The sequence below is a fragment of the Candidatus Vicinibacter proximus genome, from assembly GCA_016713905.1.
Lineage (GTDB): Bacteria > Bacteroidota > Bacteroidia > Chitinophagales > Saprospiraceae > Vicinibacter > Vicinibacter proximus.
Map to the genome: position 1 here is coordinate 994,521 of JADJOE010000003.1, position 11,025 is coordinate 1,005,545.

Sequence of the window (11,025 nt, forward strand, 5' to 3'; positions counted from 1 at the left end):
CCATATTTTGGAACTAGTCTATTAAATGAGCCATTAAATCGAAAAAATAATTCTATTCTCACAGACCTGCTTTAATTTGCAGCGATATGGGCCAATCAGAACAAATTAAAGTCAATCAAATTTCTGGTCAAACCAATTGGACCTGGACCCAGATACTGTTTTGGTTAATTTTTTATACCATTTGGCTTTATATAGCACCAAGTGAATGGCCTCAAACCGTCGCTGCATTGTGGAGCTTAGGAAACACCCTTTTCTTCATAATTACCGTAAATATAAACCTATGGATTCTTTTACCAAGACTTATACAAACTCAATCCATTATTACCTATACAGGGTTTATCATCGCTATGGCACTTGTTCTTACGCCTGTAAAAATTTATTTTAACAGACAACTATGTTTACAAAATGATATACAATGTCTTGACTGGGCACTTGACTCCAAGCTAAGTTTCATCAGTTTATTGGTTTTTACGGCTATATCCTCATTGGTTAGAATACCTCTGGATTGGTTGAAAGTCCAAAAGGAAAAAAAGGACCTGATTACAAAAAACATCCAAACTGAATTGCAGTTTTTAAAAAATCAAATAAACCCCCATTTTCTTTTTAATACTCTCAATAATTTATATGCACTTACGCTAAAAAAATCCGATTACGCTCCAGAGGTGGTTTTAAAATTATCAGACATGATGAGATATATGCTCTATGAGTGCAATGAAAAGCTAGTTCAATTAGAAAAAGAAATTCTTTACATAAAAAATTATATAGAATTAGAAAAAATAAGACTAAGCAAAAATGCGGATATCGAGATAGAAGTAATAGGAAATATTGACAACACCAAAGTAGCCCCCTTACTATTCATCCCATTCATTGAAAACAGCTTTAAACATGGGCTTAAAACAAGTTTGGAAAAAGCATACATTAAAGTTAGTTTTATTGTAAGAAACGACACCATTGAATTTATTGTAAAAAATTCAAAATCTCAATTGATGCCTGGGTTCACAGGCAAAAAAATAGGTGGAATAGGACTGGCAAATGTAAAAAAGAGATTAGAACTTATATATCCAAACCAACACTCATTAAAAATATCAGAATTTCCGGATTCCTACGAAATACATCTTTTTCTTTTTATTTCAAATAAAAATTAGTATATATGATAAAAACAATGATCGTTGATGATGAGCCTTTGGCAATTGAAATACTAGAGGCCTATGTTTCCCAAATCCCTCAATTGCATTTAGTAGCAAAATGTTCAAATGCTTTGGAAGCGAACAGGATTCTGCAACTGGAAAAAATAGATCTTATGTTTCTGGATATAGAAATGCCTTTGTTATTGGGAACTGAATTCTTAAAATCATTGCAAAACCCACCCAAGGTAATATTTACAACCGCATACCCTGAATTTGCGGTCCAAGGATTTGAGTTAAATGCGCTTGACTATTTATTAAAGCCAATATCCATGGAACGATTTGTAAAATCCATCAATAAGCTGTTTGAAAAAAATGAATTTGATTTAAGACCTGAAATTGAAAAAAATACAGAATACATTTTTGTTAAGGCAGATAAAAGATTTATTAAAGTTAACTTTAGTGAAATCCTATATATTGAAGGATTAAAAGATTATGTCATCATAAGAACCGACCAAAACAAAATTATCACATTACAAACCATGAAAAGCCTGGAAGAAAAACTCCCAGCCTCAAAATTCATAAGAGTTCACAGATCATTTATTGTTAACCTCAATAGAATAAATGCAATTGTTGGTAATGCTATTGAAATATTGGAAAAAGGACAAAACAAGCACATTCCAATTGGCAATAATTACAAGGATGAAATCGAGAAAATGATTGAAAAAAGAAAACTGTGAAAAAATAAATCAAACTGAAATTTCAAATGATATTCAATATTTTAATACTCTCCCATTTTTCAAATAAATAAAAAAAGAAAGTGCCCTCTGGGATCAAAGGACACTTTCACTAAACCGATTGATTAACAATGATTATTTAGATAGTATCATCTTCTTAGTTGCAACAAATTCTGAGGTCTCCAGGGTATAATAATACACACCTGAACGATTGCTGAATTCATTCTGATCGATTTGAACATTATTCAACCCAACCGAAGTTTTAACTTGCTTTACGAGCAGTAATTTTCCGGACAAGTCATGAATTTTAATCAAAGCGCTAGATTGAACTGGGGTATAAAATGCAATATTTGTTTTGTCATTGAATGGGTTTGGCGAATTTTGGAAAAGCTCATATTTTACAAGTCCTTTGTGTGAACTTCTGTCTCTCAATTGTATTTCCAATACTTCCAATTCATCATTATAAGCCTCAACATCAATACCTGAATTTGATATTGCAATATCTTTCACAGGATTTATTGGGCGTGAAGACTTTGTTATGAGATAAAACAAAGGTATGTCATTCTGAATTTTGATAGCCTCATCACCATTCCAACTCATATTCAATAAACCATCTTCTGATTGAACAAGACTATAGTTACCATCTGCAATGCCAACCTGACCAGATTGTACTGAAAGGATCTCCATTACATTTGGATCATATTTCCAAGACAACTGGAATCCTGAAATTTTATCATTACCGGAGCCATATATTGGTATTTTAATTTGATCACTAGGCATGAATGACTTATTTTCCAATTCAAAATATAAACTACCGGCAGTTCTGGTCTGTGTGGCTATTGCAAGATTTGTTTTGGCAGTGTAGTTAATGTCGCCAATTTTAATTGCCATAAAATTATTGTCTTTAACTTCACCTTGCAGATTTTCAACATGAATTAATTCAGGCCAGCCGTTGTTCAACCATGGATTAGCATCATCTTCAAACTTAAATCCACCTTGAATAAATCTCCATGATTTTTGATTGTTTTTAAATTTATCTGATACACCCAGAACAAGTTTTCTCAACTCAGAGATATCAGCAGCTGTGATTGTGCCTGAATTATTTGCATCTGCTGCAATATACTTATAAGGAGAGTCAAAAGTCTGTTGACCTAAGATATGTTTTTGTATCATGACAATATCAGCCGTGGATATACCATTGGTTGGATCATCATTTTTGTATGGTGCTAGATCATAAGATTCGCCATAAGGTAAATCCAGGAAAGTAAATAACCCTTCATCAGGTGTATTTATCTCACCCATTTTAGAATTTAACTTAATCAATTCAATTGTTGCATTCTTCAAAGGAGCACTTGTATTTGCACTTATCAAACCCGACACTGTTCCTCCATTGGTCAACCTGTTTGGACAAGCATTTCCTGTATTATCCTGGAGAGTAAGTGTTGTGATACAAAACTCTTGATTACCATCCTCATCCGTAACATAAATTCTGACAGATGTATCTTTTGAAATTCCATTTGGAATATCACTGCATCTGAAAGTCCTGGTAGTATCATTTACATTAGCAGTAAATGAATATTTCAATTTAGGTTTTGCTGTGCAATTATCCTCACTTTTTTCATTAAAATCTATTGCCTTAACAGTAACTGAACCATTGGAGGACATTACTACAGTGATCAATCCTGCTTTACAGAACGGTGTTGGCGCCTTGCAATCTTTAACAGTAAAGATTTGATCGCATGTACCTGTATTTCCACACAAATCAGTCACAGACCATCTAACACGATGCGTTCCTCTCTGATAAGTTCCAGAAGCATTTTTTGTATTTCCTGTCACTTCTACTGAACCATTGTTGTCAAAATCAATAGTATAACTCCATTTTAATGAAGTGGAATCAGTGCAATCATCTGTCGCATAACCATACAAATCCACAAAAGCCGAACAAGCAGATCCTTGTGCACAAACAGGAGCTTTTACTCCGCAACTAACCGGATCTATTGTAGGAGGACGTGTGTTTTGAACCTTAATAATTTGATCAAACGTCCATACTCCAGTTGGCGTTTGAGAATTCACATCATATTGGCACCAATCAATAACCCTCCAATGACGGATGATCTTAATACAGAAATTTTCAACATTATAAAACTTTTCATCATCATATCCTCTGATAATATTGGCACAAGGTCTTGCTGCCCATCTAGGGAAAGAATTTATTAGATTAGGATCTGCATCAGTAATTTTGCAACCTGCAACTGTGATATCTGCTCCTGGCCAAGTAATTTGAGAAAATGTCAATGGATTAGGATCCACAATAGTTATTTTTTGATCACACAAATCAAATCTTCCTCCCGGATCTTCTGCTCTCCACCTTCTGTTGATAACACCAGTGGCACATTTGAATCCTGTTGAATCATCTTTGTATGTTATCTTAACACCAGGACAATTATCCACGGCAGTGGCTTGTCCGACATTTGTGAAATTATAAATATCCGTTGTGCAACTTACAGTTACATCTCTTGGACAAGTAATATCTGGTGCGATTTTATCTTGAACTGTTACTGAAACCATACAATCATTAAAATTGCCATTTTTATCGATGACTCTCAAGGCTACCATAATCGGGCTTTGCTGAACATCTTCACAACAGAATTTTACGAATGGACCAAATGTAGTGTTGCCTAATATGTTGCAATTATCACTCATCCTTCTGACCAATACTGAGTCAACAGCACAATTGTCAAAACTGCCCTGATCCAAACTTGCTGCAAAAATTTTTGCAACGCCACTGTCTCCCAGAGATACTACAGTATGTTCATCACAAACTGCAACTGGATCAAGGTTGTCTTCAATAATAACTTCCACTACACATCTGGTTTCATTACCACAAGCATCCGTCACCGTGTATCTTACCCAAGAAGTGTCTGCAGGTAATCCGGAAATTCTAACTTTACCCCCACCTAAATAAGTTACTCCATCGGTTCTAAAATCTCCATCTTCTGGAGTTCCGTCAGGGCCTGCTTTCTTAAAAGAAACAGCCAACGTGGTAGGACTGCAGTCAAGTATCAAGTCTGGTCCACTTACCGTTGCAGTTCCTGTACAAGAATAATAGTCCATGGGAAATACTTGATAATTGTTGGAGCATGCAATAATCGGCGCTTTGTGGTCAGCCACTTTTATCAATTGATTGCATTCAATATATTCTCCTGTACACCAGTCAAAAATTTTCCAATTTCTAAATATTTTAAAAGAATTACCACAAATAGGAATTTTAAGATCTCTATAGGATACCGCAAGATGATCACAATTTACATTCAAAGGATATCCTGTTCCTCTCCAAATTAATTGTCCTGCGGCATTGACATAATCATAAGGAGATGGATTCCCATTGTCTAAAGCATTCCAACCGGATGGATATGGACCGGAGGCCGGTTCTTTATCATCACAGTTTAAAGCAGGATTAGTAAAACCATCAAAATTCGGTGGACACACCACACCAATAAGGGTGCTTTGTCTAACCAAAATTCGCTCTTTACATGTAGTGGTATTTCCTTTGCAATCCTTAGCCACCCAAGTTCTGTCATACTGGGCATAATTTGCTTGATTGCACCCATACTTTGTGTAAATATCAAAATAGCAAAGCTCCACATCACAACAAAGGTCAAATCCCCTTACTGTGAAACATTTATTATCTCCAACAACAGGGATGATTGAAGCTGACGGAGGTACAGGAAATCCTAAAGAAGCAGGACTTACATCATCCGAGCAATTCACAGTAATATCGGCAGTTCTGCAGATCAGATTGGGTATGAATTTATCTTCAATAAAAATATAACCCCAACATGTGATGCCTGAACAAATATGTCTTACATGCACCCTTAGTTTCTTACCTAAATGGGAATAGTTTACCAAATTACCTGGAATTACACTTCCATCTGTATTATATACAGTCACTGCATAACTGTCATCAGGATAATTACTTCCCTCAATGACTACAGATGGCGTAATTAAAGCTTCACAACGGTCATTCAGTGAGACATTTACCAAATCGTCGCAAGCCAATGCCAAGTCACCTTCTACCACAACACTGCGAAGAAGAACTATAATTCCGTCCGTTGCGCGGACAAAATATGTACCTGGTACAGAACCCCAATTAACTGTTACTGAGGTTGCAGTAGAGGAGGCAACAGTACCTCCACCGTTTGGCAAACTGAATGTCCATGCACCTGCAGCAGGACTAATGTTGTAAATTCTGGAGACACTGTTAGGACATACGCTAGTGTCCGTTCCAAACTGTGCCACCAATGATTGAGCTTGAGTGTTTAAGCTTAAGACCATCCACAATATTGCTGATAGCAATAAGTTGAGTCCCACCCAAGGCTTTGTAATTATTGGATTCATAAGACCATTTTTATTTTGTATTGAATTTCTCATGTTCATTTGTTTAATCGGTTTAGTAGATATTTTGCTTAGGGTTAGCTAGGGTCCGGGAACCTTTCGGTTCCCGGCTTAGCCAAATTACCCAAGAACCGTTTATCTTATAACTACCATTTTACGTGTAGCAATGAAATTCTTTGTATCCAATTGATAATATAGAATGCCGTTGTATTCCGTTTCTATATTAATTTCTGAGGTATTGATACCTTTTTTTCCTGTAAGATTATAAGTCTGTATCAATTTACCCGACATATCAAATATGCTGAGCTTTACATTTTCATCTGCTGGCAATCTAAAATAGACTGTAGTATTGCCGGTAAATGGATTCGGAATATTTTGATACAATTCATAAGAACCTTCCAAAGGTTTTTGTTCTGAAGATCTAAACAATAGCTTTAGATCTGATTCATTATTAGTGGTATATAATTCAGCATGCAAACCATCAGAATTCATTGTCAAAGCACCAGCATTCAATTCCATATTCTGATGTGCTTTCACTTTTATATTAAAAAGCAATTGTCCACGCTCTACAGATAACACTTGATCACTTGTCCAAGATATTCGCATTTGGTTCGCATGTTGATTTCTGATGGCATAGTGATTCGGATCTACTTTTATCATTCCGCTTTCAATACCATCAAAAGACATCATTCCCTCGATTGCTTTAAGTTCAAACTGGAATCCTTCCAAATTGCTCATATCATTTGAAGCATATACTGGAATACTATAAGATTGTCCCATCTGCATTGAGGCCATTTCAATTTCAAGACCTGAAATTTTCAAATTTCTCTTGGTTGCTGAATTATTTAATCCTGTACTTGCCTCCCCAGTAACATCACCTGTCTTAACAGCCACAAAATTATTTTCCATCATTTCGTGGTTCACATTATTTAGTGTGATATTAGATGGGTATTTGAATGGATTTGAAGGATCGAAAACGAATTTCTCATCCACAAAATTCCATGAGCTATTATTTGGAAATCCATCATTTATTCCCAAGATCAATTTTCTAAGATCAGCAAGATCTCTTGCGGTAACAGATTCTGATTTGTTCACATCCGCCGCAATTAATTGGTACGGACTTGACAACTCTTGTATTCCCAAAATATGTTTTTGGATCATTACTATATCCTTAGTACTTACTCCTTCAAGTGGATCAACATCTAAAGCTGGTGACACCAAATAACTTTCATTCATTTTTAAATCCACAAAACTGAATTTTCCATCCTGATTGGTTATTTGCTCCAAAGTTTCTCCTGTACTTTCCTGAATGACTTTTACAGGAACACTTTCAGCCTTGGTATTATTAATCACTGTGATTAAGCCAGCCACTGTTGTTGAGTTGACATTTCTGTCCGGACATACATTTTGGTTATCCTGTACAATCAAGGTAGTACGACATAAATCCTGATTTCCTGCTTCATCTGTTACATATACTTCAATACTAAATGTGTCAGATTTTCCATTTTCAATATCCGAACAACTAATAGTTCTTGAAATATCATTAACATTAGGGCTCATTGAAAATTTTAAGTTATTTGCTTGCGTACAATTGTCAAAACTTCCAAGATCAAAATCTTTTGCCCAAATGGTTACTTCCCTATTGCTAGGCATGATAACAGTAATTATCCCCGGATTACAATAAGGCGTAGGTGCTTTACAATCTCTTACTTTAACTAAATAGCTGCAAGTCGATTTATTTCCACACTGATCACTTACAGTCCAGGTAACTTTGTGAGTCCCAACTTCAAGTGTGGCATTAAATCTAGGATTAGAGCCATTGGCGTCCACACTTCCATTATTTAATTTATCCAAAGTATATGACCACAACAACTCATCTTGTGGTGTACAATCATCCGTAGCGGTCGCACTAAAAGATGCATTAACTGAACAATTTTCTGTTATGCAAAGCTCTCTATCCGCACATGAACTTGTAAAATCAGGTGCTTTAGAATTGTTTATTTTTATAACTTGGGTATGATACCAAACTCCAGTTGTAGGATTGTGTGCATCATAAGTACACCAATCTATAACAGTCCATTGTCTCAAAATTTTATAACAAACACCTTCGACAAAATTAAAGCTGAGGTCCTTATATGATGCTACGACCTGATTACAATGATCCTGATTTTTATATATTGGTTTACCAGTTACATCAGTCGACACACTATTCTTACAACCTTCAATAACTATATCAGCAGGCCATATAATGTCAGCAAACCTAAAAGGCATAGTATCTCTTACTGTTATGGTCTGTGCACAACTATCTTTCCTTCCTCCATCATCTGTTGCAATAAACCATCTGGTAATTACGCCCACTCCACAATTGGATAAACCGTTTTCAATTCTAGTACTTATTGTAAACCCACAGTTATCTGTTGCAGTAGCAGTTCCGAATACGTTAAGATTACTTAAATCTGTTTCACAACTCACGACAACATCCGCAGGGCAGGTAATAACTGGTGGCAATTTATCTTGCACTATTACATCCACCATACATTCGGAACTATTGCCGGCTTTATCCAAAACTCTTAGTACAACTCTAATTGGATTATTTCTAATGTCAGCACAACAAAATGCCAATGAATCTGCAAATGTAGTTCCAGAAATTCCACATGGACCTGGGTTCATTCGTCTTACTTTATAAGAACCCATTTCACAATTGTCATGGCTACCTCCATTAAATACACTGGCAGGAATTGTAGCCCAACCATTGGAGGTTAATGAAACCACAGTCTTTTGTTGACAAACTGCAACAGGTGGTGTTTTGTCCTCTACAAAAATATCAAAGGTGCATGGCGTACAATTACCACAGGCATCACAAATCGTATAATAAATCCAATTACAGCCCAAAGGCATGTTATCCACCCGATATCTACCATCAGGCATTCTTGTAATATTTTTAGTTGATCCGGTTGTGTTAGGATCCGGAGTACAATCATTAGGATCGATTGCAGCCAAATGAGAAACCGAATATGTCCAATTAGAACAATTTTCCAAAACATACGGAACCCTTCCATCAGGAATAGTTCCTGGCAATAAATCTTGTGGAACCGGTAAAATATATGATCCGGTACAAGTCGTAGGATTAGTACTTATCGTAATGGTTGTAGGACATGTAACTTTTGGCGCGCTTTCATCCACTACTTTAATAAGTTGAATAAAATTCACCCGATTATTCGGATCACACCAGTCTATAATCAACCATCTTCTTAATAATTTATAAGTACCTGGACATACTGCAATAGTATCGTCACTAAAATCAAATTGAATGTTGCCACAAAAAATACCCAAAGGTCTCCCTGTTCCACCAATTAATTCTCCTGTGATCAAATCATTTTTAATTTCGGATGTGTCTGGCAAACCATTAGGCAGTTTTTTCCATTTACCTGAACAAGAAAGTGCAGGTCGATTACCCGGTTGACCATCAAAATGAGGAGGCAAAGTAATATCAGCAATGGTTCCTCTTTGTAAATCGATTGTATCCGTACAACAATTTGTATATCCTCCCGGATCCGTTGCACACCATGTTCTGTAAATAGTAGCACTTAGCGCTCTGTTTAAGCAATCATATCTCACAATACTATCACGATATTTCAAGCTTACTGTACCACAAGCATCAATTCCATTTACGATATATGGATAAACATTTGTATTTACAAATGCAGGGTTTACTGGAAATCCAAGATTTATTGGATCAATACTGATACCACAGCTAAAAGTATCTCTTGGATCACAAACAAGTACTGGTGGAGTTTTATCTTCTAAAAGCAAATTACCCCAGCAACTATTTCCACATACTATATTCCTAACATTAACTCGTAATTTTTTACCAATCCAGGATTGCCCTAAGGGCAAATTAACCAATTGGTTATTATAATAAATAGTTACTTGATAAAAACCTAAATCTGCGCATTCTGTAGACTCCCCTTCTAATATCATTTGAGAAACAATTTGTGCTTCACACATGCTATTTACAGAAACCTGAACAGTATTGTTACAAGCCAGCTGGCAATTGGTCCAGCAATTTGGAATAGTAGCAACATTCGAATTTACAGCAACTCCCGGTATAGGAAGTGAATTATTTACAGTCACAAAATTGTTCAGCGAAGCCGGAGCACCTGAGGCTCTAGGATTAACCTGGAAGGTTACACGGTATATAACTTTCTCACCTAGCAATAAAAACCCAGACCCATCTGTAAGATTGTCATTCGGGGTTATACCAGTAAATGCAAGATTGAGAACTCCACCCTTATTTGGCGCTGGATTATCAATTGAAACCAGCACAGGAGCCCCAACAACACCAACCAATGCTGTACCAAAGTTAGAGCCTAAACCTGCATTGTCGCGGACATCTATATTCGCAGCGATCAAACAGTTGGCATTGGTTACTTCAATTTGATAAGTAACATCAATATTTCCCTGTATTCCACTGGTCGCAGGTGCAACGCCCAATAAGGTTTTGGTAACGGTAAAACACTGAGCTTCTAGTTGAATGCTTAATCCAAAAGCACACAACAACATGACAACCCATTGCTTGATCTGAAGCCTGTCAAAGCTGCTCTTCAAGTTTGAAAGTTGTGTCGAAGTAATAATTTCGCTCATCTTGAATAATTTTTTATTTGTATTAATATTTTTCATTTATTGAGTTTTAATCTGACAATTTCTGAGATCCTCAAACGGTCTTTCGAGAATACCATATTGGTAAAAAGGGTAATAATTGGGGGGAT

The 11,025-nt window shown here is 36.0% G+C and carries 4 protein-coding genes; 2 read left to right on the plus strand and 2 right to left on the minus strand.

Going from position 1 to position 11,025, the window contains the following annotated elements:
* Positions 1 to 86: 86 nt before the first annotated feature.
* Together IPJ83_12530 and IPJ83_12535 are read left to right on the plus strand one after the other, a co-directional pair.
* On the plus strand, positions 87 to 1,145 hold the full coding sequence (locus tag IPJ83_12530; GenBank protein MBK7881373.1) for a histidine kinase: 1,059 nt from the start codon (positions 87 to 89) through the stop codon (positions 1,143 to 1,145).
* 5 nt (positions 1,146 to 1,150) lie between these two features.
* A complete protein-coding gene (locus IPJ83_12535; GenBank protein MBK7881374.1) occupies positions 1,151 to 1,864 on the plus strand; it encodes a response regulator transcription factor in 714 nt (237 codons plus the stop codon).
* Positions 1,865 to 1,996: 132 nt separating this feature from the next.
* On the opposite strand, the gene IPJ83_12540 is transcribed toward IPJ83_12535, so the two are convergent.
* Together IPJ83_12540 and IPJ83_12545 are read right to left on the minus strand one after the other, a co-directional pair.
* Complete coding sequence (locus tag IPJ83_12540) at positions 1,997 to 6,259, minus strand: T9SS type A sorting domain-containing protein (GenBank protein MBK7881375.1); 4,263 nt, start codon at positions 6,257 to 6,259, stop codon at positions 1,997 to 1,999.
* Between the two features lie 132 nt (positions 6,260 to 6,391).
* Positions 6,392 to 10,900 (minus strand): HYR domain-containing protein, encoded by a 4,509-nt coding sequence (locus tag IPJ83_12545; GenBank protein MBK7881376.1) that lies wholly within the window; start codon positions 10,898 to 10,900, stop codon positions 6,392 to 6,394.
* Positions 10,901 to 11,025 lie beyond the last annotated feature (125 nt).